Source organism: Methylophaga sp. UBA2689, assembly GCA_002354555.1.
Taxonomy (GTDB): domain Bacteria; phylum Pseudomonadota; class Gammaproteobacteria; order Nitrosococcales; family Methylophagaceae; genus Methylophaga.
The window spans coordinates 1-23,363 of the sequence record DELT01000028.1 but is presented as its reverse complement, the minus strand read 5'-3'; the positions used below and the strand labels follow the sequence as shown (position 1 = coordinate 23,363).

The window sequence follows — 23,363 nt, the reverse complement described above, 5'->3', positions numbered from 1 at the left end:
AGAGCCTGTTTTTGCATCGGTAAATCACTGATTGCAGACGGTTGAAAGCCATGCTCGATAAACCAGTGCGCTGTTTGTGTGGTGAGTACATACAACGTATCCCAGCCCGCGGCTTTGGCTTGTTTTTCCAGAATGTTTAATAACTGTTTGCCGCGACCCTGATGACGGTAATCAGATGAGATTGCCATACAGGCCAGTTCAGCCGCATTGTTTTCCGGATAGGGGTATAACGCCGCACAGGCAACGACAGTGCCGTCGCGCTCCATCACGGTGAAATGATCAATTTCCCGTTCCAGCAATTCCCGTGAACGTTTGACTAATACACCGCTTTGTTCAAGCGGTTGCATCAGTTCGAGAATACCGCCAACATCATCAATATTCGCCTGACGCGTAGTTTCAAAAGACGTTGCACTGATTAATGTGCCAACCCCGTCCCGACTGAACAATTCCTGCAGCAAAGCGCCATCAACAGAACGATCAAGTAGATGAACCCTGCTGACCCCAGCTTTACAAGCGGTAACGGCAGCATTAAGCGATGGGTGCTCATAGTCCCTGGCTTGTTGGATGGTTATTTCACGCGGTAGATTTTCATTACTCTGGCCAATAAAAATAAGTTTGTCAGCCTGTAACCGGGTAGCCACTGCGGTGGCGATTGATTCTGCTGATAAGTTAAAGATCTCACCAGTTAATGAATATCCCAATGGTGGCAGCAATACCAGATTGCCACTGGTTAATTGCTGTTGAATACCTTCGGCATCAATTCTTCTGACTTCACCAGTATGTCCCAGATCTATCCCATCAATAATGCCGGCAGGTCTTGCGGTAACCAGATTCCCACTGACACAGCGAATCCGTGAATCAGCCATTGGGGTATGTGGCAGACCGAATGACAGTTTTGATTCAATAGCAATACGCAAGTCACCCACGACCGCCCGGGCAATTTGCAAGCAGGCATCATCTGTAATTCTTAAACCTTGATGATATTTAACTGCGATACCAAGCTTTTCACATTTCGCTTCAATTTGTGGACGTGCACCGAACACCAGCACCAGTCGTATATCCAGACTATTGAGAATGGCCAGATCATGGATCAGGTGGTCGAAATTATCGGCTGCGACCGTTTCTCCATCAAAGGCGATAACAAAAGTCGCGCCACTGTGGGCATGAATATAGGGTGCAGCCGCTCTGAACCACGAGGTTGTGGTCGCGAAATGGGCGTCAGTTGGTTGTTGTGATGATGAATTCATACTGTCTTTTTATCGTAGTCTCACCACGCTTGCCAAGTTGCGTGTAAAATCTCTCGGCTAAACTGATGTAGTTCCGCTGTAGCAGAGCGTCCATCAGTCTCAAATTTAGTTGGAGAATATCAATGCCTGAATATCGTTCAAAAACTTCTACTGCTGGCCGTAACATGGCGGGCGCCCGTGCTTTATGGCGTGCCACGGGTATGAAGGATGATGATTTCAGCAAACCTATTATAGCGATTGCGAACTCATTCACACAGTTTGTTCCGGGTCATGTTCATTTGAAAGATCTGGGTCAGTTAGTCGCGCGTGAAATCGAACGGGTCGGCGGTGTTGCGAAAGAATTCAATACCATTGCGGTCGATGATGGTATCGCCATGGGTCATAGTGGCATGCTTTACAGTCTGCCTTCACGCGAAATTATCGCCGACTCAGTCGAATATATGGTCAATGCCCATTGTGCTGATGCGCTGGTATGCATTTCCAACTGTGACAAGATTACCCCTGGAATGTTGATGGCAGCATTACGCTTGAATATTCCAGTAGTGTTTGTTTCTGGTGGCCCGATGGAGGCCGGTAAAACCAAATTAGCTGGTCAGGATGTCAAACTTGATCTGGTCGATGCCATGGTGCAGGCAGCCGACGACAATGTCAGTGATGAAGATGTTGCTCAGGTAGAACGCAGTGCATGTCCAACCTGTGGTTCGTGCTCTGGAATGTTTACTGCCAACTCAATGAACTGTCTGACAGAAGCATTGGGTCTTTCATTGCCCGGTAACGGTTCTTTACTGGCGACACATGCTGATCGCCGCGAACTGTTTCTGGAAGCAGGTCGCCGTATCGTCGATCTGGCAAAACGTTATTACGAAAATGATGAAGAAGATGTCTTACCTCGTGCCATCGCCAGCAAAGCGGCATTTGAAAATGCGATTGCGCTGGATATTGCGATGGGCGGTTCCACCAATACCGTTTTGCATTTACTGGCTGCGGCGCATGAGGGTGAAGTAGATTTCACTATGGCGGATATCGACCGGATGTCACGTAAGATTCCGAATCTTTGCAAAGTCGCTCCTGCCACTAATAAATATCATATGGAAGATGTGCACCGTGCCGGTGGTGTGATTGGCATTTTGTCTGAGCTGGCTGCCGGTGGTTTGTTACATACCGAAGTACCTACCGTGCACAGCAAAACAATGGCCGAAGGACTGGCTTTATGGGATGTGGCACGCAGTGATCATCAGCCAGCGCAATTACGTTATCTGGCGGGACCTGCCGGAATACCAACCCAAACCGCATTTAGTCAGGATTGCCGCTGGCCTTCTTTGGATCTGGATCGTGAAGAGGGGTGTATTCGTAATGTTGAGCATGCCTACAGCAAAGACGGAGGTTTGGCAGTCTTGTTTGGCAATCTGGCCGAAGAGGGTTGTATCGTCAAAACTGCCGGTGTGGATGAGTCAATACTTAAATTCTCTGGTCCGGCGCGTATCTTTGAATCGCAGGATCATGCTGTGACCGCCATTCTGACGGAACAGGTTCAAGCTGGTGACGTGGTACTGATTCGCTATGAAGGCCCGAAGGGCGGCCCGGGTATGCAGGAAATGCTGTACCCGACCAGCTATCTGAAATCTAAAGGGCTTGGCAAACACTGTGCGTTGCTGACCGATGGCCGATTCTCTGGTGGTACTTCTGGCTTATCTATTGGTCATGCTTCACCGGAAGCTGCAGAAGGGGGCAATATTGGTCTGGTCCAAGAGGGCGATATGATTCACATTGATATCCCAAATCGCAGCATCAATGTTGATTTAACTGATGCACAGCTGGCGGAAAGACGTATCGCCATGGAACAACGCGGTGAGATGGCTTGGAAACCGGTTAACCGTGAACGTAAAGTCAGTCTTGCATTGCAGGCTTATGCCGCTTTGACGACCTCTGCTGCTAAAGGCGCGGTACGTGATGTGGAGCAGCTGAAACGCCGCTAAGGGATTAAAAAACTAACCACAGAGACACAGGGGGCACAGAGAAAGCTTTCGGGGGTATGTGGTTATTTTATCCGCAGATTACGCAGATTTTCGCAGATTCTTAATTTGTATTTGCAGGCTATAAGCCTGCTGATACATAGCTTATTTTTCTAACAGACATTTTTATAATCCGCTTGTCAGCTCTACCTTGTTTCTGAAATACAAGATAAACACTAAGAAAAACTGCTAATTAATCTGTGCAAATCTGCGTAATCTGCGGATATTTTCTTTTTAGCCTAGAGGTTTTAAAGAGACCTCTGTGCCCCCTGTGTCTCTGTGGTTATATCTAAAACCTAAATCTGCTGAGCATAAAGTTTCTGATAAATGCCGTGTTCCTGAATCAGACTGTCGTGATCGCCATCGGCAATGATTTCACCACCATCAAACACCACAATTCGATCGGCTTGCCGAACAGCGCTTAAGCGGTGGGCAATGATTATAGTTGTGCGGTTTTTCAGATAATCCGCCAAGGCGATATGCAGATGATGTTCGGTATTGCTGTCCAGTGCTGAAGTAGCCTCATCAAGCACCACCACACTGGGATTCATTAATGCCATTCTGGCTACGGCAAGGCGCTGGCGTTGGCCACCGGACAGCTTAACGCCGGAACGGCCAACCAAGGTATCCAGACCTTTCGGCATGGCCTGAATAACATCTTCAATCTGTGCGGTTTTTATCGCCTGCCAGATCGCTTCATCAGGATAATTGCGGCCCAATGTAATGTTTTCCCGCACTGAGTCATTAAACAAAGCAGGATGTTGTAAAACGGTGGCCACATGCTCGCGCACCCCTTCCAGTCCAATGTCGCTGACTGGTACGTCGTTGAAATACACCATGCCTTTATCGGCTGGATACAGACCCAGTAATACATTGACCAAGGTGGATTTACCTGCACCGCTGGCCCCCACCAGAGCCACTTTTTCACCAGCTTTGATATCCAGCGATACACCGCTGAGTACCGGATTATTTTCGTCATAACTGAAATGCAGATTTTCTATACGGATACTGCTGGCCTGGCCTTCGATAAACGGATTGGTTTTGGCCGGGTAAACGACTTCCTGTTTTAACGAAAACAATTTGTTCAAACGAGAGACCGCGGCACCGGCAGCATAGAATGCATATTGGATATTCAACACTTCCTGCACCGGTCCCATCATGAACCAAAGATAGCCAAACACCGCAAACATCTGACCAATACTCAAATCGGAAAACACCACCATCCACATGCTTACCGCGCGAAATATATCAAACCCAAACAGAAAAATTACAAAGGAAATACGATTGGCGGCATCGCTTTTCCATGCATAGTCAGTGGCATGCGTACGTACTCCGCGAGCCCGATCGATAACTCGCAGAAAATAATGTTTTTCACGATTGGCCGCACGGATCTGCTGAATGGCATCGAGCGTTTCGGTCAGGCTTTGCTGAAAAACCTCAACCGCGGTATTTTCATTTTTTTTCAGGTTTTTGACCTGTTTACCCACCCGCATGGTGAAATAAATCACCAGAGGATTCATAAACAGAATCAGCAAAGCCAGTTGCCAATGCAGAAACAGCAAAATCACCGCTGTGCCGATAATACTTAACACCGCGACGATAAACCGACTGATGGTATTGCCAATAAAGTTATCAATCACCTCAATATCGGTGACAAAATGTGAGGAAATACCACCACTGCCGCGGGTCTCATATTCGCTGATGGCGATTCTTCCCAGCCGTTTGATCAGCTGTCGGCGAATTCGAAAGGTAATGCGTTTGGCAATAATGGTGAAATAGCGTGACTGCAACACGTTTAAAACCAATGACGCTAAACGTAATACCAGTGTCAGGATCAGCATTGCGCTAATGAAAAGAATAGGGCCATGCCAGTGTTCTGGGGTAAACGAGGAGATAAATGCCACAGCAGTACCGGGTTGGTCCAGCAGGACTTCATCCACCATTATCGGTAACAATAATGGCACTGGAACGGCACAGAGAGTGGCAAAAAGCGCGATAAGGTTGGCTTTTACCAGATGCTTTTTATAACTCAACGCCTGTTTGAGTATGCCTTTAAGCTGATAGCTGGTTTCTGTGCTCATGGATGTTAGTCAATTCAGTTAGGGTCTATAGGCAGCAATTTAACAGTGACTTTACCCTCCTCAGACCAGTATCTGCTGGCCCTGGCTGTTAAAAAACAGCTCCGGTTGATAACCCCATATTTTCATTACTGTTTCAGGTTGAAGCACCTGCGGTGGTGATCCCTGGGCGACGAGTTCACCCTGTTGTAAAAGCCACACTTTGTCAGCATAACGGTTCGCTTGGTTCAAATCATGCAAAATACTGATTACCGCAAAGTTGTTTTTTTGACAGAGTGATTTTACCAAATTCAATAACAGATGTTGCTGTCCCAGATCCTGTGCCGAAGTTGGCTCATCCAGTAATAACAATGGAGCCCGTTCTGCCTGCGACAGTTGTAACAATACTCTGGCCAATTGTACCCGTTGTCGTTCCCCGCCCGATAAGCTGGGATAAAGCCTGTCGGCAAATTGCCAGGTATCGGTCGCTTGCATCCACTTTTGCACGGCTTGATTTATATCATGACGATTCAGGTTGAGTGGTGTGGCACCTATGGCAACCACCTCCTGCGCTTTGAATGGAAAAGATAACTGGCTGGCCTGAGGCAAAACGCCCAGATGTCGGGCCAATAAGTGTCTCGGCCAATTTGGTAACGGTTTGTTATGTAGACGTATCTGTCCGGTACTTGCAGGCCACTCACCACAGATAGTTTTAATTAAACTGGATTTACCTGCACCATTAGGACCTAAAACCGCAATTAACTCGCCGGAAACCAAACTGGCTGCAGGTAAATTCAGAATTTGACGGTGTTCCTGTTGAACAAGCAGATTTTCAATAGTGAGCATAGGCAGGCTTATAAGATACTGAGTCGTTTACGTTGCTGGATCAGCAAAAATGCAAAAAAGGGCGCACCGATTAATGCCGTCACCAAACCTACTGGCAATTCAGCCGGGGCCAGCAACACTCTGGCACCTATATCTGCCATCAGTAATAAAGTTGCTCCTGTCAGCGCGGATAATGGCAGCAATAAACGGTGATCCGGGCCCATGGTCATGCGAACCAGATGCGGCACAACTAAACTGATAAAGCCGATAATGCCGGTGGCGGAGACGGCAACGCCTATACCGATGGCTGTGACCACGATCAATTGCAGTTTTAATTTTTCGACATTGATGCCCAGATGACGGGCTTCGGCTTCTCCCAACAGAAAAGCATTCAATGCCGGAGCCTTGAGTTGGTAGAACACCAACAGACAAAGGCAGATCATTGATGAAAGCCAAATCGATGTGTTGTTTGCAGCATTCAGAGAGCCCATACCCCATAAAGTCAGCTCACGCAGTGCCATATCATTGGCAATATAGGTCATAAAACCAATAATTGCTCCGCTGAAAGCGGCAACTGCAACTCCCGCCAGCAACAGAATCAATACCGATGTACCGCCATTTTGCGATTGTGCCAGGCGATACACCAGTAAGGTGGTTATCAAGCCACCCAGAAATGCTGCTACAGGTGTTGTCAGATAGCTGAACGAAGCTGGTAACAGGACTATGGCAATTGCTGCTCCGAGCCCTGCGCCAGAAGAGACGCCAATAATGCCGGGATCGGCTAACGGGTTACGGAATAGTCCCTGGGTGACAGCACCACAAAGGGCTAATAACGCACCGATAAATAGAGCGAGTAATGTTCTTGGCCAGCGTAACTCCCAAATGATTGCCGTTTGAAATACATTTAACTGACTCAGTTCACTGCCGAGAAACTGATCTAATATGCTCAATAAGCTTTGTTTTGCAGGCAAGGTCATTGGTCCCAGAATGATCGATAACAACACCGTTACCAGTAATAACATGCCCATAACCAGCCAGATGCTTCGGCGCCAGCCATGCAAGCTGGCAGGTAAATATTTGGCATAACTCATCGTGCTGAGGAATAAATAATGGCTGCCAGCTGATCGGCCTTTTTTACAGCACTTATGCTCAGTCCTGCGATTAACTTACTGGCATCAATACTGATAATGCGCCTGGTTTGACCGGCAGCAGTATTTTTCAGCAAAGGATGGCGAGACAGAAGCTGCTCCGTATCCGGTGCGCCATTACTACGACTCCCAACCAGAATGACATCGGGATTCATTGCCAGAATAGATTCCAGGGAGACTGACTGATAACCATTAAATTCGCTGATATTTTGACCATCTAATACATTGATGAGGGCATGGCCAACAGTGTCACGCCCAGCCTGTGATAACCCCCGATCATTCAAATCCAGGAGAAACATCATTTTTAAATTTGATTCCTTGACATGATCGTTGATGGCGGTTTCCATTCGCTGAATATCGTCGATTAATTGCTGACCGGTTTTTTCGCGATCCAGTGCTTTGGCTAAGTGCTGAATATTACTGCGCAGGTCCGCAATGGTTTGCGGGCTATTAAGCTGGATAAAGTTAATCTGTGCATTTTGAATGGCTTTTACAGTGGAAGTAGGCCCTGTATGGTCGCTGCCCACAATAAGATCCGGTTGTAAGGATAAAATCGCTTCGGCCGACAACGCACGGTGATAGCCGAGTTGTTTAACATTTTGACTTGTGAGTAATGGCTCACTGGTGATATCGGCGGCGATAATTTTGGAGCCAATATCCAAGGCCAGCAAAATTTCTGTGGCATTGCTATCGACACTGATGATTTTCTCGGCATGAACCGGCTCAGCCACAGTAATTTGAGCAGTTAATAGTAATATAACGCCGTAAAATAGTTTTCTCGTATTAAGACGAGAAAATTTAGATTGAGACATGAATAACTCCAAGCAGGTTAAATCAGTTTCGGGCTCGTTATTGAAAAGCGCCATTAGAAAGTGCAGAAGTTTAAACACAAATAAATAATTTGTTAAGTTAAATCTAAATGATAATCGTTATTATTTACATCGTGTGTGAGGTGTGATAATTTTCCCAGCCTGATGCAGTAACTCTCATCTGCAAATCAACTTTTGTACATTAAGGCGATCTTTACTGAGGAAAAAATGAACACACAACGTAAACCCCTCCCTATCCTGATTCAGTCTGTGCTTTTGCTTAGTCCGCTATTGGTGTCAACCAGCCACGCCCAAATACCTTTGCAAATGGAAGAAATCAAGATTACTGCAACACGTAATGCAGAGCAGCAAGAATTGCAGAGCCGCAATATCACGTTCATTGATAAAGCTGAACTGGATCAGGTTCAGGCGACTTCTGTTCCACAGACAGTGGCTCATCTGCCGAATGTCACGCTGAGCGGCGGGCCAAGGGAAGATGTTCAGAATGTGAATATCCGTGGGTTAGGCGATAACCAGGTATTACAGCTGGTGGATGGGGTCAGGCAGAACTTTATGTCAGGCCATCGCCCGACCTATTTTCTGGACCCGGAATTAATCAAAAATGTCGAAGTAGTGAAAGGACCGAGTAGTGCGTTGTGGGGGTCAGGTGCTCTTGGCGGCGTAATTTCACAAAACACCATTCATGCAGCTGATTTACTGGGAGTAAGGGACTTTGGCGGGTTTATCAAACAGGGTTATCACAGCAACAGTGATAAATGGTTGACCACCACGGCATTGGCAGGACGGATGGATAGTTTCGACTGGCTATTGTCCGGATTTTACCGTGATGGCAATGAAATAGAGCTGGGCAATGGCGAAAATTTGGAAGGATCTGCCTCTCGAGATAAAGGCGTAATGGCCAAAGTCGATTGGTTTATTGATGATGCACAAACAGCAACATTTAACCTGCGTAGTTCAGAGGTAAACGGAGAGGTTCCTTCTAATGGTGCTGCCGATTTGAGTTCATCAAATTTTATGATTCATCGTGAAAACCAAAGTGATCATGCCTCGTTAGATTATCGTCTCAATCCGGATAATGACTGGCTTAATGCCCAATTGATGCTGTACTGGAACAATACTGAGATGCAGGAGTATCGTTTATCAGATCGCCGAGCCGATAATACTGAGATCGAAACACTGGGATTAAACCTTAATAATCGAACCGAGATGGGTAATATCAGTTTTATCTATGGTGTGGATGGCTATCAGGATAAATTAAGCAGTAGTCGTGGCGGACTGGATCGTCCCACTCCACCAGATGCCACAACAGAAGTATGGGGTGCGTTTACCGAACTGCACATTCCTTTTGCTGAGGCTTGGCGGTTGGAATTGGGCGGACGTTATGATTATTTCAGCACTGAGGCTAAAAATTTAAATAATGATCGTAGTGATAATGCGCTTTCACCCTCAGTCGCTTTGGTATGGCAAACCACAGATCAGCTGAATCTTGCATTACGATACGATGAGGCTTTCCGGGCACCAACAGCAGAAGAGTTGTATACCACCGGTACGCATTTCTGCATTGATATGCCTACCAGCAATGATTGTAATACGTTTTTGCCAAATCCGAATCTGAAGCCCGAAGAAGCACATAATATTGAGTTTATAGCTGACTTTAATACTCAAAATGTATTTGCCGAACAGGATCGCTTTGGTATTAATGGGTCAGTTTTTTATAACAATGTTGATAATTTCATAGAGCAGCGGGTCGATAATCCACTATTTTCGTTTCCAATCTTTCTACCTTTTCCCGTTATTGATGATGCCGGTCAGACTACCTATAACAACGTCGATAAGGCTCGTTTAAAAGGTTTTGAGCTGACTTTTAATTATGCTTTGAATGATTTTGAGGCCGCAGTTTCCTATGGACAGACACGTGGTGAAGACAAGCGAACAGGAGAAAAACTCAATGGCATTCCGGCGGATAAATGGGTTTTGGATCTGAGCCAGCGCTTTTTCAGTCGCAGCGTCAAAACCGGTTTGCGGATAAGTCATATTGAGACACAGAATCGAACGCCAGCCGATGATAGCCGTGATTATGATCGCTATACCCTGGCCGATATCTATGCCACATGGGAGCCGGTCAGCATGCCAGATCTTAAACTGGACCTCAGTGTGAATAATCTGACCGATCAATATTATCGCGTGGCGTTTCAGGAGCTTTATATGCCGGGACGTGATGTAAGATTGGCAGTACGCTATCAGTTCTAATGCGGAGGTAATCATGCAACAGCAGCAACCAGCAATGCCGGTTTCAATAATGTCGGGACAAAATGCGCAACAGTTATTGGAACAGATCAGCGATTGGGGCTCGATGACCACCATCGTGATTCATGGTGGCAGTGTATTCGAATTTACCGGACCTTTTCCAAAAGCAACAGTGGCAGAAGGTTTCTATAATCTTAAAGCTGACGGTAACGGTTTTCATGGCCATCTTAATCTGCAGAAAGTTGAGCAAATCAGCTTTCAGACCAAACCCCATCGAGGTCGCGAAAGTTATGCCTTTGTGTTTGAAGATGCCAATGGTGATGTGATCTTTAAAGTGTTTCTCGGTCGTGACGAAAAGGGCGAATTAATCGCATCACAACGCGAAAAGTTTTATCAGTTAATGCAGCAATATCAACAGGCTTTAAAATGAAAAATAAAGGTTTGGAACAACAAATAAGTGATGAAATCATGATGATGGTCAATAGCCGTAAAACGTTAATGCTGTCGACACTCGATGAAAATAATCATCCCTATGCATCTTATGCAGCGTTTGCGATCGGGCGAGAGTGTCTGTACGTGCTGGTCAGTGATATTGCTATCCATGGCGTCAATCTGCGGATTCATCCGCAAGCTTCAGTGTTAATCATTGAAGATGAAGATTCAGCGATTGAAATGTTTGCCCGTTTACGTGTGACTTATAAGGTTGAGGCGGAATGGATTCAGGTTGATTCCGATGCCTGGCATGTGGGAATTGCATTGTTAACTGAGCGTCACGGCCAGCGTATAACGAACTTGAGTCAGCTGAGCGACTTCCGTCTATTCAAACTTAACCCCCGTGGCGGGCGGTATGTAAAAGGGTTTGGTAAGGCTTATCAGATTGATGGGGGAACACTGGCGGGAGAGAATCTGCAACATTTACGTGAGGGACATAAAAAGCGTGAAGTGGTTATTAAGTCAGAGTAACCCATAAAGCGCCGCAAAATATTGCGGCGCTTTTCTGTTAGCCGTCTAGAAATTACCCCAGGAGCTTTTTTTACGCATTCTCAGACTAGGTAAAATCAGCCCGATAATCATGCCGCCAAATAATACTGCAGCACCAATCAAAAACCAGTTTTTTGCATCATTGTCTTTCAGCGTGTTGTTTTCTATGACAATGGATTGAATTTCATGATCGATTTGCTGTAGCCGCTCTTTTAATTGGCGATTTTCGTTTTCCAGCGCTACGGCATTTGAGGCAGTGCGGCGTAAATCATCCAGTTCTTTACTCAGTCGTTGAGCCGTTTCCTTCAGTGACATGTTCTGGTTATCAGCTTCACTGGTCTGTGAACTCAATTGTTCAATTTCTTCTTTATAACCGGTAATTTCCAGTTCCAGATTGGCAATACGCTGTTCTTTTTCTGCCAGCTGATCACGTGCGCTCGGATTATTGACCAGATAACGGGATAATACCCAGCCCTCAACACCATCATTGGTGCGCACCTTAGAATAACCTGAGGGATCATTTTCCAGTACCGCAAGTTCGGTGCCGGACTTGAGCATTTTGCGAATACCGAAATCCAATCCTTGACCATTGCGCATGGTGATCTCAAGCTCATCTGAAACGTAGCGAGTTGTTTGAGCGGCGCTTATGCCAGGCAGAAGCATCGGAGCGACAATGAACAACAAGCTGATAATAATTTTTTTCACATGTGGATCCGAGTTGAGTTAAAGCATCATTCTAGCAGAAGCCATATGGCTGATTTCAAGAGCAGATAAGAATCATTATTAAGTTTGATGTGAATTAATGGGTTTGTCATAAAAGCTTGTTAAGTTAAGCGGTGATATAAATGAGGTGGGTTATGGAAAAGTTCAGAATAATGTTTTTGTGCACAGGAAATTCCTGTCGCTCTCAAATGGCCGAAGGCTGGGCCAGATTTCTTGCCGGGGATGAAATTGAAGTTCGTTCAGCTGGTATCGAGTCTCATGGTCAGAATGTTCAGGCAATACAGGTGATGGCTGAAGTAGGTATTGATATTTCACAGCAGGAATCAATCCGGGTAAATGGCGAAATGCTGGAATGGGCCGATTTACTGGTTACATTATGTGAAAACGCTGATGAACAATGTCCGGTAGTCAGTCCGCATACTTTGCGTTTGCATTTACCGCTAACCGATCCGGCAAAATATCGGGGCAGTGAAGCCGAAATTCTGAAGGAATTTCGACTTACCCGGGAAAAAATTAAACAACGCGTTAACTATGTGCTGCAGCAGTTAAACAAATCTGTTGTTAATGCCCGCTAAATAGTAAGCCATTTTCCCTCACTATATCTGACTTAACCTGCCTCAGCCAGAGGCTGGCAATCCGCTAGATTCAGTTGATAAAGACTGTTGCCCGGAATTTTCTTCGCTTTCGATTTAGCTTTGGTGGCATGTTCTGCAAGGTCTGTTTCATCAATCAGATATTCAAAGTCACTAATGGTGACCGCACCAATAGATAAGCTTAACAAAGGATAAAAGACTTGCTGACCATAGCGATCGAGGGCCTGAATACCGCCTTGTTGCAGATCGGTATCACTATAAAGTTCACTATAAAGTAAAGCGAACGCCTCTAACATCATCTCACAGCGATTACGCCAGTCCTGACTATCAAATATGACGATGAAATCGTCACCACCAACATGACCTAAAAAATCATTTTCATAGTCAATAAACTGACTGAGAATTTTTGCTGTTTTGGTTATGACCTTGTCGCCTTTGTTGTAGCCATAAGTATCGTTATACGGTTTGAAATTATCCAAATCGAAATAACATACTGTGGCATGGCGTTTCTCCCGGATAGATTGTTGAATGTGCTCATTTAATGGCACATTACCGGGTAGACCACTCAGTGGATTGGCATGGCGGGCGATGGTCAGCTGTAAATCAGTAATTTGCCGCAACAAATCCATCAAACTGCCTACCCCACGGTAGTAGCCTTGTTCAGAAATAATAAAAACGCTGTGCTGCTGAGAGGATTCCTGGCTGGTAATTTGCTGACTAAGCGCTTTCAACGGCAAAGTCGTTTCAGCAATGATAGGACGGTTGTCCATAAACAGGTGAATAGGTTTGCGACCATGTAGGTCTCGACCATAACGACTTGCATACAGAGTCATAAACTCATCGCGCCATACCATACCAGCAATGGTGTCGTTTTCATGTAATACGGGAAGTGCGGCCAGTTTTACGGCATTCTGGAACCGTTCACCTACCTGATTTACATCATGATAAGTGCGTACCGGTGTTAATTGAGTCAACAGACTTCCCACCAGTGAATCTGAACGGGGAACACCCGAATGAATCTTTTCTCGGGCCTGACGTTTGGCAAATAATTCAGGCGGTAATTCTCGCTTTGGATTCGGCGTTGGGCGTCCAAAATAATAGCCCTGAGCAAAATGCATGTCCATGGATTGAGCGACTAAATACTCTTCCCGAACTTCTACACCTTCACCAATAACTCTGCAATTACTGCTTTGTGCAATATCTATCATCGATTGCACAAACTGTTTTTTCTGCTGATCTTCATGAATATTCTGCATGAAGTGACGATCCAGTTTGACATAATCAGGCTTTAATTCTGACCATGTTCGTAAACCGGAATAGCCGGCTCCTAAATCGTCAATGGCTATCGAGAAGCCCATATCACGATAATGTTCAGTGGCTTCGCGCATCAGAACATAATCATCAATTGGATACTGCTCAGTTAACTCAATCACTACCTGTTCAGCCGGGATACCGGCCTTTTTCAAAAACTTGCTCGTTAAGCCATGCGGATAGTCTGGCTGTAACAATGCCGCTGGAATGGTATTAATGAACAGTTTGGCTTTCAGAGCCAATTCACCAAATCGAGCAATGGCGACTTCACGACACAATAAATCCAGTTCAGCCAACCGGCCATGTCGACTGGCTGCATCAAACAGGTTTATGGGTGAGTGTAAAACACTATCAGAAGGACCACGGATCAGAGCCTCATACCCATAAATCTGATTATTTTTTAATGAGACAATCGGTTGGAATATAGGGGTGAGTGCCGCCGTGGCAAGAATATCTTCCAGTGATGTAAATTGCAGTAATTCTTCTTTTGTCATTGGAATTCAACTCTCAGTAGGCCAGATACAAAAAAGCCCCACCCAAAAGAGTGGGGCAAGTTTGCAGAGGAGATAACTCTCTAGGTTCCGCGGCCTACCAGAAGGCTTGAGCGCGGAATTTAAGTGCTGAAGGCTCAGCGTCAGAGCTTGCACCATTTACTGTCAGATCGGTAATCTTGTCGTAGTTCAACATCAAGCGGATATTTTTACGAGGAATATAGTTCACACCCAACGTAAATTTATCTGCTTCATCTTCATTTTGAATACTGCCACCAACAAGACCTTCAGTTTCGATATTTTCGAAACGGGCAACTAACTGCCAAGCACCATATGCTGACTTCGGCGTTACGCCTGAATTGTAGCCTTTTTTCCATTTGTAGGATTCACCGGTTAAGAAATAACCAGCCTCAACTGAATAACCAGTAATATCTTGATCAGAATTTACTGAGCTTTCTGCAGTGTAATCGACATATTCTGCCAATGCGTGGAAAGGACCATAGATACCTAATACGTCAGCGGTAAATGCTGAAGAACCGTCATAACCCGCTACAGAAGTGTCGATTGGACGCTCTGATGTGATATGGCTAACGGCACGCTGGCGATAGCGGAATGTATCATCACCATTTCCGCGAGTAAGATAACCTGCACCAACTTGCAACATATGCTTTTCATCTTGCATAAATGGTACAAACGAACCACGTACTGCCCACATGTCAGCATCATCAACGTCGGTTTCACCATCTTCAATTTCACCACTGGTGAAAGAAGTGGCTAATAACCAGCGATAGTCTTTGTCATTTAATTGAAAGACTGCACCACTTTCACGAGCAGGAGAAATACTTGAATCGGCATAAAATGGTCTATCAATGAAGCTCATATATTTTGAGCTAGCTTTGGTGTTATAACCAAAGGCAATATGAGATTGACCCAACTTCACACCCCATTTGGTGCTGTCAGTCAGGCTGTTACCGTAACCTACGTATGCATCTTTAATCGAGGCATCACCACCAGCAAAGTCAGCTTCAAACTTGTAGCTCCAATCATAAACACTGCCTTGGAAACCTAAACGAGCACGGCGTAACTCGGTACCACGACCTTCATTGTCACTAATTGCTGTACCATCGTATAGGCCATCGTTATCAACAGAAATGGCATCCCACATGACACGGCCAATTGGTTGGAATTCCCAGTTACCTTCACGATCTGAAACAACAAGTTTGCCATCGGTAGTGATTTTTGGCATTTCTGCAGTGGCAGTTTCAACTTCTTTTTTCAGCTCTTCTTTATCAGCTTCTGCCATTTCTTTATCAGCAGCTGCAGCATTGGTCAGCAATTTGTAATCATCGTTGCTGATTGTGCCTTTATCACGCAAAACCTGTAAAAGATCCATCATGGCATCATTGTTAGCCTGTGCAGGCAATGTGGCGGCACCGAACAGTGCGCCGGCGATTAGTATTGCAGACGTTTTTAATTTCAAGGGACTATCCTCTTAGTTGATAAAACACGTTCGGCTTGAAGCTCCGAGACCTGCACACCTTAAAACCCAAATATTTCAGCGTGATGAAAAAACTGTGACAGTTGTGTGACAACGCAACAAATCACCATAATTGTTGTTAAAAAACCACATCAATAATCGATTGAATTGCTTGAAAAGCCCGGATAAGCCCCAACCTTCTTAGTGAATGCAATCCGTTAAGGAATAAATATGTTCAAGTGGTTATTTTTGTTATTTCTGCTGGTTCCAATCGCAGAAATTTACGTATTAATTGAAGTCGGTGAGGTGATTGGCGCTGGCTGGACCATTCTGTTTGTTATTGCGACTGCAGTCTTAGGCGCCTGGTTGGTCAAGTTGCAAGGGCTTACCACCATGCAGCGAGCTCAGGAATCAATTCGACGTGGTGATACTCCGGCTTTGGAAATGCTGGAGGGAATGACCTTATTTATAAGTGGCTTTCTGTTATTGATTCCAGGTTTTGTAACTGATGCGGTGGGCTTTCTATTATTGGTTCCGGTCTTACGCCGTGGTCTATTGCTGAAATTAATTCGTAACAGCAATGTGATATTCCGCCAACAATGGTCAGCACAGAAGCGATATTCACAAGGCGATGATGTTATTGAAGGTGAAGTCATCAATGATGACGATCAGCGCAATATTCGTTAGTGCCGGTAAAGCAAGTATTTTCCCAATGTTGACTTTTTTTTCAGAAATTTTTAACTCAGGCACTTGAAGTTTATTCAGCCAGCCCCATTAAAGGGGTTCCTGGAATTTTCTTGGTCATTTTTTGTTACTTTTGGAGGATAAAACTAATGAACCTTCGTCCCCTTCATGATCGTGTGATTGTTCGTCGCATGGAAGAAGAAACTACCTCTGCTGGTGGAATTGTCATTCCTGACAATGCAGCAGAAAAACCATCTCGTGGCGAAATTATCGCAGCGGGTAACGGCAAACCTACCGATTCTGGTGAAGTCCGTCCTCTGGCTGTTAAAGTCGGTGACAAAGTGCTGTTTGGTAAATATGCCGGCACCGAAGTCAAAGTGGAAGGCGAAGAACTGCTGGTAATGCGTGAAGACGATATCGTCGCTGTGATCGAAGCGTAAGCTTCCCGACGATTTCACATCTGGTTACGTTAAACATAGCTATAAAGAGGAATTAAAATGGCTGCTAAAGAAGTCAAATTTGGCGCTGATGCGCGCCAGCTGATGGTCAAAGGCGTTAATACGCTGGCCAACGCGGTAAAAGTGACATTAGGACCCAAAGGTCGCAATGTTATTTTGGATAAAAGCTACGGTGCACCAACTATTACTAAAGATGGTGTTTCAGTTGCTAAAGAAATCGAATTAGAAAACAAATTTGAAAACATGGGCGCACAAATGGTGAAAGAAGTTGCATCGCAAACTTCTGACGCTGCGGGTGACGGTACTACTACCGCCACCGTACTCGCTCAAGCCATTCTGCGTGAAGGCATGAAATCAGTTACTGCGGGTATGAACCCAATGGATCTGAAACGCGGTATCGATAAAGCCGTTACTGCTGCTGTTGAAGAGCTGAAAAAAATGTCTTCACCTTGTGATGATGACAAAGCCATTGCTCAAGTCGGTACTATCTCTGCCAACTCTGACAAATCAGTCGGCGACATCATTGCTGAAGCAATGAAAAAAGTGGGTAAAGAAGGCGTTATCACGGTTGAAGACGGTCGTGGTTTTGAAAATGAACTCGACGTTGTTGAAGGTATGCAGTTTGACCGTGGTTACCTGTCTCCATACTTTGTTAACGAACAGCAAACTATGTCAGCCAATCTGGATGACCCATACGTTCTGCTGTACGACAAAAAAATCTCTAATATCCGTGAACTGCTGCCAACACTGGAAGCGGTTGCCAAATCAAGCCGTCCACTGCTGATCGTTTCAGAAGATGTTGAAGGCGAAGCGTTGGCGACTCTGGTTGTTAACAACATGCGCGGTATCGTTAAAGTCTGTGCGGTTAAAGCGCCAGGTTTTGGTGATCGTCGTAAAGCGATGTTGGAAGATATCGCTGTGTTAACTGGCGGTACCGTGATTTCTGAAGAAGTTGGTCTGAATCTGGAAAAAGTTACTCTGGATGATCTGGGGCAAGCGAAGAAAATCTCTGTCAGCAAAGAAAACACCACTATTATTGATGGTGCAGGCCGTGCGGATGAAATTACTGCACGTGTTGAACAGATTCGTGCACAAATCGCTGATTCATCTTCAGACTACGACAAAGAAAAACTGCAAGAACGCGTGGCTAAGTTAGCCGGTGGTGTTGCGGTAATTCGTGTTGGCGCTGGCTCTGAAATTGAAATGAAAGAGAAAAAAGCCCGTGTTGAAGACGCATTACATGCGACTCGCGCTGCCGTTGAAGAAGGCGTAGTTGCTGGTGGTGGTGTTGCTCTGGTTCGTGCCGAAGTGAGTCTGGGCGAGCTGAAAGGTGACAACCTGGACCAGGACGCTGGTATCGCTATCGCACGTCGTGCAATGCAGGAACCATTACGTCAAATCGTCACCAACTCTGGCGATGAAGCCTCTGTTGTTTTGAATGAAGTCGCTGCAGGTAAAGGTAACTACGGTTACAACGCTGCAAGCGGTGAATATGGCGATATGATTGAAATGGGTATTCTGGATCCAACTAAAGTAACGCGTACTGCATTGCAAAATGCTGGTTCGGTTGCGGGTCTGATGTTGACCACTGAAGCCATGATTGCTGAAATTCCGAAAGAAGAAGCGCCTGCAATGCCTGATATGGGCGGTATGGGCGGCATGATGTAATTCGTTACAACATAGCTATCAGCACACAAAAAAGCCCTGCCTCGAAAGAGGTGGGGCTTTTTTTTGCTAATTAAATTGAAAAGAGCTTTTAGGGGTGTAATGTTTTCCAGAAAGGAATCAACATCAGGCTCAATACAAAGGCTATTAACAGTAACACGCCTATAAAGCGAAATGGATGCTGAAAAATGGATTGGAAAAATCCTGGTATTTCGCCATTGGCACGCAGATTTTCATATTGCTGACGCTGATCTATAGCGCGTTTGGCCTGATATTCATCGAGCGTGGCTTTGGCAATAGGCAGTTGTTCATCATTTATCAACCAGATGGCTGCCACACCAAGGCCAAAAAATCCGGCCTGAGTTTCGTAAAAGGCAAAGCCTTTATCGTCCAGCAGTTGCCGAACGTCTTCCGCTTCGTCTTCAGGTACATTGTTGAGTCGAAATAATAAAGTCGCCATAGTCGTCCTTGTCTGTCAGCGTGGTTCGAATCTAACCTGTTAGGTTACTTCATACAGCGGCATATTAGGCGTTTTGTAATTGATTGGCAAAATCATGATTTACATCACGATGTTTGGCCTCATCATCTCTCACAACTAATACAACATCGCGCAGCAATGCATCCTGTGGCAGGTTCCAGTAATCAATGGCAATTTGCGGTGCGGCTACGTTTTCGTATTTACCTGAATCAATGCCTGCTAAATATTCGCTGTAGCTGTATACAGCTTCTTCTTCAAGATAACCAACAATTCGATGCGCTACTCGAGATGAGAAAATGTATAAGATAAAGAACAAGTTATAAAACACACCCTGAGCAATGATAATCAACACGCGTTCAAACCAGCTGGGTTTGGCAATATGCACAAAGGTGAGCAGATGCATACGTTCATTATCAGCTTCTTCCAGCAAGGTACTGATCCACCCATCATCATCCTTCATCCGACGCAGTGAACGAAGATGTTGTAAGGCTCCGCCAACCATGCCGGGTACGGCTGCAACCGTCTCAAGTACAACAGCACGATGCCCGTAACGCCCGGAAAAAAAGACATCAGCAAAAAAACGCATAAATTTTACAATTGCCAGCGCCACCCGATCAGAAACACTTTTTGGGGTGAAATGCGGAGCGTTATATTCAGTGCTGTCCATCGTTGTCTCCTTTGACGAGACGAAGGTTATTTAGTCTGAGAAAATACATTAGCGGATGTGAAAATTTCGTGGTTATTACATCGCGATAAGTCATATGTTCTGTTAGTTTAGACACATTTTCAATGACTGTGCATTTTGAAATATCGAATGAGGCAAAAATGACCACAACAGCACTTACAGAACAATGGCAATCGATTCTGCAGGATAAGCAAAATCTGCTTGATTCTGCCTCTGAAGTATTAACTGCCAGTGAATATGTGTTGAATCAGGGCGACAGACAACCTCAGCGGTTACGTGAGTTGGTCGAAAGTGGTGATTTGGAAACTGTCTATGCAGAAGATGGCTATCAACAACGGCTGCAAACCCGGCTGGCACAGGTAAGTGATGAAGCCACTTTGCAACAACAATTGCGGTTATTTAGACAACGAGAAATGGTGCGTATTATCTGGCGGGATTTAAGTGGTTGGGCCGACCTGGCAGAAACGGTGCGTGAGTTAACGGCATTGGCGGATTGTTGCGTTGAGCAGGCATTAAACAAGCTTTATCAATGGCAAACGGAACTGCTTGGCACCCCAATGGATGAGTTGGGTCAGCCACAGCATTTGATCGTGCTGGGGATGGGCAAAATGGGGGCCGGGGAGCTAAACCTGTCTTCCGATATTGATTTGATTTTTACCTATCCTGATGACGGCGAAACACAAGGCGCACGAAAAAGCCTGACAAATGAAGAGTTTTTTACTCGCTTGGGCCGCAAACTGATTCAGGCTCTTGATAATGTGACCGTTGATGGATTTGTGTTTCGGGTAGATATGCGTTTGCGCCCGTTTGGTGAGAGTGGCTCATTAGTTGCCAGTTTTGATGCGATGGAGGATTACTACCAGACCCAGGGCCGTGAATGGGAACGCTATGCGATGATCAAGGCAAGACCTGTCACGGGCAGTGAAAAGGATAAGAAGGCTATCAGCGAGCTACTGCGACCTTTTGTCTATCGACGTTATCTTGATTACGGCATGTTTGATTCATTACGCGAAATGAAATCTATGATTGCCGGGCAGCTGCATTTAAAAGGCATGGAAGACAATATCAAGCTTGGTGCAGGAGGAATACGAGAAATTGAGTTTATTGGTCAGGTGTTCCAGTTAATTTATGGAGGACGGGACAGACCTTTGCAGCAAAGACCCATTCTGACGATTCTGGATTTGTTGGCTGAGCGAAAATTATTGTCAGATTATGCTGTAACAGCCTTAAAAAATGCGTATGTGTTTTTGCGTCGAACAGAACATCGTATTCAGGCCTGGGCAGATCAACAAACGCATCTATTACCCAGTAATAATGAGGCGAGAATTCGTTTAGCACGGAGTATGGGCTTTGAGAACTGGTCCACTTTTGTTGAAACCCTCAGCGAACATCGGCAGCAGGTGCATGAACATTTCGAACAATTATTGACTGCACCACAGGCCGATGATGGGAGTACCGACAGTATTGCATTGTTAACTTCCAGCGAAGCAGAAATAATTTCTTATCTTGAAACATGGGGATATCACGAACCAGAGCAATCCCAACAGACGATTGAAAAATTGTTGAACCTGCATGTCGTGAAAAACCTGAGTCATACCGGTCTCGGACGTCTCAAAAAACTATTGCCGTTATTGGTTCAGGCTGCTGCTGGCACTGACGAGCCTGATACCTGCCTGAATCGGATGATTCCGCTATTGGAATCCATTATGCGGCGTTCGGCCTATATGTCGCTATTGGTTGAAAATACCCTGGCCTTATCTCAACTGGTCAAACTCTGTGCTGCGAGTCCATTGATTAGCCATCAGTTAGCACGTTATCCAGTGTTGCTGGATGAATTGCTGGATCCTCGATCACTTTACGAAGTGCCGGGCCGAGAACAGCAACAAGCCTTATTAAACCAGTTCCTCTCAGTTGCTGAAGATACCGATCTTGAACAGCAAATGAATTTATTACGGGAGTTTCGGCAAATAGCCACTTTGCATGTTGCTGCAGCAGATGTCACTGAAGTATTACCGTTGATGCGGATCGGTGATCAACTCAGCGAATTGGCAGAAATTCTGCTGGAACGGGTATTGCAGTTGGCTTGGCAATACCTGATCGCGCGTCACGGATTACCGCCTGCTGCGGATAAAAATGATATGACGGAGTGCGGATTTAGTGTCATTGCCTATGGAAAATTAGGTGGACTGGAGTTAGGTTATGGCTCAGATCTGGATTTAGTATTTGTGTTTGATGATGCGCGGGAGGGAATAACGGATGGTGATAAACCTGTCGATTTGATGGTGTTTTATACCCGTTTGGCTCAGCGGATGATCCACTTATTAAATACTGTGACTGCGGGTGGAGTGCTTTATGAAGTAGATATGCGACTGCGACCAAGGGGAAATTCAGGGTTGCTGGTGAGTCCAATTTCAGGCTTTGATGATTATCAACAGAATGAAGCCTGGACCTGGGAACATCAGGCTCTGGTCAGAGCCAGGAGTGTTGCAGGGGATAAAAATTTAGCTGAACAATTCAGTAACATTCGCCAGCAAGTTTTGTCCAAATCACGCACTGAATTCGAGCTGGCAAAAGAAGTCAGTGAAATGCGCCATAAAATGCGTCAGCAACTGGATAAGTCGTCCGCAGGAAAATTTGATCTTAAGCAGGGCGTTGGTGGTATCACTGATATTGAATTTATGGTGCAATATGCAGTACTTGCTTGGTCAGCAAGCTTGCCAGATCTGATGGTTTACACCGATAATATCCGAATTTTGGATGCTTTAGTCGCGACAGGCAAGCTCAGTGAGCAAGAAGGGACCATGCTCGCAGATGCATATCGCTATTACCGTAGTGAAGCAAATCATTGTGTCCTACAGGAACAACCGACAGTGGTGTCGGAGGCCAAAGTGGCCGATTTTCAGCAACAAGTGAACGCAATTTGGCAACGCTGGTTACGTTAAAACCAGTTTGATATCAATATTAAGTCTCAAAAGTAGGTAATTATGGCAGCAGTAACAATGGCAGATCGTGATGGCGTTATCTGGTTGGATGGCGAATTTGTGCCTTGGCGCGAAGCTAAAGTCCATGTGCTGACCCATACTCTGCATTATGGTATGGGGGTTTTTGAAGGTGTTCGTGCCTATCAAACAGAAGCTGGGGCTGCTATTTTTCGCTTGCAGGAGCATACCGACCGGTTGTTCCGCAGTGCCAAAATCCTTGGTATGAATATCCCGTTTGATAAAGCGACGTTAAACGAAGCACAACGTGATGTAGTTCGTGATAACAAACTGGATTCTGCTTATATTCGTCCAATGTGTTTTTATGGTTCTGAAGGCATGGGTATCCGCGCGGACAATTTGAAAACACATGTGATGGTGGCTGCCTGGAGCTGGGGCTCCTATCTCGGTGAAGAAAACATGACCCGTGGCATTCGCATCAAAACATCTTCGTTTACCCGTCACCATGTGAA

Annotated in this window: 20 protein-coding genes; 10 read left to right on the top strand and 10 right to left on the bottom strand. The window is 45.4% G+C overall.

Annotated features, from left to right (window positions below; genetic code table 11):
- A partial coding sequence (argA, locus tag B3M51_RS02550) for an amino-acid N-acetyltransferase (protein WP_292756608.1) occupies positions 1 to 1,247 on the bottom strand: 1,247 nt, incomplete at its 3' end.
- A 122-nt stretch (positions 1,248 to 1,369) separates the two neighbouring features.
- Here argA and ilvD point away from each other — a divergent pair.
- Positions 1,370 to 3,223: a dihydroxy-acid dehydratase gene (gene ilvD, locus B3M51_RS02545; RefSeq protein ID WP_292756606.1), complete on the top strand. Its 1,854-nt coding sequence runs from the start codon at positions 1,370 to 1,372 to the stop codon at positions 3,221 to 3,223.
- A 332-nt stretch (positions 3,224 to 3,555) separates the two neighbouring features.
- Here ilvD and B3M51_RS02540 read toward each other — a convergent pair whose 3' ends face one another.
- Genes B3M51_RS02540 through B3M51_RS02525 form a run of 4 tightly spaced genes read right to left on the bottom strand, consistent with a single transcriptional unit; the run spans position 3,556 to position 8,101 of the window.
- Positions 3,556 to 5,340: an ABC transporter ATP-binding protein gene (locus B3M51_RS02540; RefSeq protein WP_292756604.1), complete on the bottom strand. Its 1,785-nt coding sequence runs from the start codon at positions 5,338 to 5,340 to the stop codon at positions 3,556 to 3,558.
- A gap of 60 nt (positions 5,341 to 5,400) precedes the next feature.
- Positions 5,401 to 6,162, bottom strand: coding sequence for a heme ABC transporter ATP-binding protein (locus B3M51_RS02535; protein WP_292756602.1), 762 nt, complete (start codon positions 6,160 to 6,162; stop codon positions 5,401 to 5,403).
- Between the two features lie 8 nt (positions 6,163 to 6,170).
- Positions 6,171 to 7,232, bottom strand: a complete 1,062-nt coding sequence (locus B3M51_RS02530) for a FecCD family ABC transporter permease (RefSeq protein ID WP_292756600.1) — start codon at positions 7,230 to 7,232, stop codon at positions 6,171 to 6,173.
- Entirely contained in the window at positions 7,229 to 8,101 is an 873-nt protein-coding gene (locus tag B3M51_RS02525; protein WP_292756598.1) for a heme/hemin ABC transporter substrate-binding protein, read from the bottom strand. Before B3M51_RS02525 ends, B3M51_RS02530 begins: the two co-directional genes overlap by 4 nt.
- A gap of 225 nt (positions 8,102 to 8,326) precedes the next feature.
- On the opposite strand from B3M51_RS02525, the gene B3M51_RS02520 reads away from it, so the two are divergent.
- Genes B3M51_RS02520 through B3M51_RS02510 form a run of 3 tightly spaced genes read left to right on the top strand, consistent with a single transcriptional unit; the run spans position 8,327 to position 11,329 of the window.
- A complete protein-coding gene (locus B3M51_RS02520; RefSeq protein ID WP_292756596.1) occupies positions 8,327 to 10,369 on the top strand; it encodes a TonB-dependent hemoglobin/transferrin/lactoferrin family receptor in 2,043 nt (680 codons plus the stop codon).
- Positions 10,359 to 10,796, top strand: a complete 438-nt coding sequence (gene hutX / locus B3M51_RS02515; protein WP_341232061.1) for a heme utilization cystosolic carrier protein HutX — start codon at positions 10,359 to 10,361, stop codon at positions 10,794 to 10,796. The genes B3M51_RS02520 and hutX overlap by 11 nt, the downstream gene beginning before the upstream one ends.
- On the top strand, positions 10,793 to 11,329 hold the full coding sequence (locus B3M51_RS02510; protein WP_292482613.1) for a HugZ family protein: 537 nt from the start codon (positions 10,793 to 10,795) through the stop codon (positions 11,327 to 11,329). Before hutX ends, B3M51_RS02510 begins: the two co-directional genes overlap by 4 nt.
- 45 nt (positions 11,330 to 11,374) lie before the next feature.
- Here the strand turns inward: B3M51_RS02510 and B3M51_RS02505 are convergent, their stop codons facing one another.
- Positions 11,375 to 12,052, bottom strand: coding sequence for a TIGR04211 family SH3 domain-containing protein (locus tag B3M51_RS02505; protein ID WP_292482611.1), 678 nt, complete (start codon positions 12,050 to 12,052; stop codon positions 11,375 to 11,377).
- A gap of 152 nt (positions 12,053 to 12,204) precedes the next feature.
- On the opposite strand from B3M51_RS02505, the gene B3M51_RS02500 reads away from it, so the two are divergent.
- Positions 12,205 to 12,645 carry an arsenate reductase ArsC gene (locus B3M51_RS02500; RefSeq protein ID WP_292482609.1) on the top strand — a complete coding sequence of 147 codons (441 nt, stop codon included), beginning with the start codon at positions 12,205 to 12,207 and terminating at the stop codon, positions 12,643 to 12,645.
- A gap of 32 nt (positions 12,646 to 12,677) precedes the next feature.
- Here the strand turns inward: B3M51_RS02500 and B3M51_RS02495 are convergent, their stop codons facing one another.
- The gene (locus B3M51_RS02495) at positions 12,678 to 14,468 is read right to left on the bottom strand and encodes a GGDEF domain-containing protein (RefSeq protein ID WP_292482607.1); all 1,791 of its coding nucleotides are present in this window, start codon (positions 14,466 to 14,468) and stop codon (positions 12,678 to 12,680) included.
- A 94-nt stretch (positions 14,469 to 14,562) separates the two neighbouring features.
- On the bottom strand, positions 14,563 to 15,945 hold the full coding sequence (locus B3M51_RS02490; protein WP_292756594.1) for an OprO/OprP family phosphate-selective porin: 1,383 nt from the start codon (positions 15,943 to 15,945) through the stop codon (positions 14,563 to 14,565).
- 228 nt (positions 15,946 to 16,173) lie between these two features.
- Between B3M51_RS02490 and B3M51_RS02485 the strand changes: the two genes are divergently transcribed.
- The 3 genes from B3M51_RS02485 to groL all read left to right on the top strand — a co-directional run bounded on the left by B3M51_RS02485 (position 16,174) and on the right by groL (position 18,752).
- Positions 16,174 to 16,629, top strand: a complete 456-nt coding sequence (locus tag B3M51_RS02485) for an FxsA family protein (protein WP_292482603.1) — start codon at positions 16,174 to 16,176, stop codon at positions 16,627 to 16,629.
- Positions 16,630 to 16,775: 146 nt separating this feature from the next.
- Positions 16,776 to 17,066 (top strand): co-chaperone GroES, encoded by a 291-nt coding sequence (groES, locus tag B3M51_RS02480; protein WP_014705256.1) that lies wholly within the window; start codon positions 16,776 to 16,778, stop codon positions 17,064 to 17,066.
- Positions 17,067 to 17,123: 57 nt separating this feature from the next.
- The gene (gene groL, locus B3M51_RS02475; RefSeq protein WP_014705255.1) at positions 17,124 to 18,752 is read left to right on the top strand and encodes a chaperonin GroEL; all 1,629 of its coding nucleotides are present in this window, start codon (positions 17,124 to 17,126) and stop codon (positions 18,750 to 18,752) included.
- A gap of 88 nt (positions 18,753 to 18,840) precedes the next feature.
- Here the strand turns inward: groL and B3M51_RS02470 are convergent, their stop codons facing one another.
- Together B3M51_RS02470 and B3M51_RS02465 are read right to left on the bottom strand one after the other, a co-directional pair.
- Positions 18,841 to 19,209, bottom strand: a complete 369-nt coding sequence (locus tag B3M51_RS02470; RefSeq protein WP_289281406.1) for a DUF6164 family protein — start codon at positions 19,207 to 19,209, stop codon at positions 18,841 to 18,843.
- Positions 19,210 to 19,273: 64 nt separating this feature from the next.
- On the bottom strand, positions 19,274 to 19,894 hold the full coding sequence (locus B3M51_RS02465; protein ID WP_292482601.1) for an alternative oxidase: 621 nt from the start codon (positions 19,892 to 19,894) through the stop codon (positions 19,274 to 19,276).
- Positions 19,895 to 20,016: 122 nt separating this feature from the next.
- Between B3M51_RS02465 and glnE the strand changes: the two genes are divergently transcribed.
- Positions 20,017 to 22,854 (top strand): bifunctional [glutamate--ammonia ligase]-adenylyl-L-tyrosine phosphorylase/[glutamate--ammonia-ligase] adenylyltransferase, encoded by a 2,838-nt coding sequence (gene glnE, locus B3M51_RS02460; RefSeq protein ID WP_292756593.1) that lies wholly within the window; start codon positions 20,017 to 20,019, stop codon positions 22,852 to 22,854.
- Positions 22,855 to 22,896: 42 nt separating this feature from the next.
- Positions 22,897 to 23,363 (top strand): aminotransferase class IV (locus tag B3M51_RS02455; protein WP_292756592.1); only part of this gene is annotated, 467 nt, incomplete at its 3' end.